This is a genomic window from Anaerostipes sp., from assembly GCF_018381315.1.
Classification (GTDB): Bacteria; Bacillota; Clostridia; order Lachnospirales; family Lachnospiraceae; genus Anaerostipes.
The window spans coordinates 1-1,028 of record NZ_JAGZSD010000062.1; the positions used below are offsets into that span (position 1 = coordinate 1).

At 57.3% G+C, this 1,028-nt stretch carries 1 protein-coding gene; it reads right to left on the reverse strand.

The window, feature by feature from the left end:
- Window positions 1–1,028 (reverse strand): hypothetical protein (locus tag KH180_RS16730; protein ID WP_290762538.1); only part of this gene is annotated, 1,028 nt, incomplete at both ends.

The window sequence follows — 1,028 nt, forward strand, 5'->3', positions numbered from 1 at the left end:
GGTACTTCAATTCCATCTTTCCGCCCGCGCCGGTGATGTGTTCCGAAACCAGCGTCAAATCCGCATCCTTCTGCGCCACGGTGACGGCATAGTGTGTATCACCGCCGCTTTCACCGGTGACCACCCGAATGGAATGACCCGCGGGCAGGTAGTTGTCCGGAAGGACAAGGTACGTTTCTGCATTCTCTTTGGTCACCGCTGCACCTCCGGTAAACACCATCACATTATAATCGGTGCAGTCGGCGGTGAAGGTGCCGCCGTTTGCGATTTGGAAAGCGCCCTTATACTCGGTGCCGGAGCTGCCATTCACGCCGAATACCGCAACGCCGCACGCACCGGAGATATTCACCGTGCCATCAGCGCCAGTGACCATCTGTCCGCAGCGGATGCCGCTATCGCCCTTGACCGTCAGCGTGCCGTTGACGGTGATAATGGAATCCGCGTTGCCGGAGGATCCGATGTTGATGCGCTCCATGGCGTTCAGCACCGCGCCCTGTGCCACGGTGAGGCTCATATCGCCGCTTATGCTTTGGACAGTCAGCGGTGCGGAGCCGGTGATATGCACTGTTGGACGATAGCTGCCGCTTACAGAAACCGAGTTTACAAGGCTCTCCTTGCTCATAACGATTTTGATTTCCCCGCCGCTTGCATCCGGCAGGGTCAGCGTTCCGGTCAGCGCCAGACCGTTCAGGGTCAGCGTTCGGTCCGCATTGTCCCAGTGGTAGCCGTCGATTTTCAGATCGCCCTGATCTGCGTCGGCACTGCTCAGGTCAAGATTCTCCATCTTGTGATTCCCAAGCTCCACCCCCTCATTGGTGTAGTATGTAATGCTCGTACCGCTTGGCACCTGTACCAGACCGGAGCCGGTCAGGCGCAGCCCCTTTATATCAGCAGGCGTGGCATCGGGCAGTGAAACGGTGCTGTTGTTGATCAGGGTGCCGTGGTTGGTCAAACAGGATATTTCTTCACTCTTTTCAATCTTCAGCGGCACTTCCTTCGGAATAGTTAGCGTCGCCCCTTCGGAAACG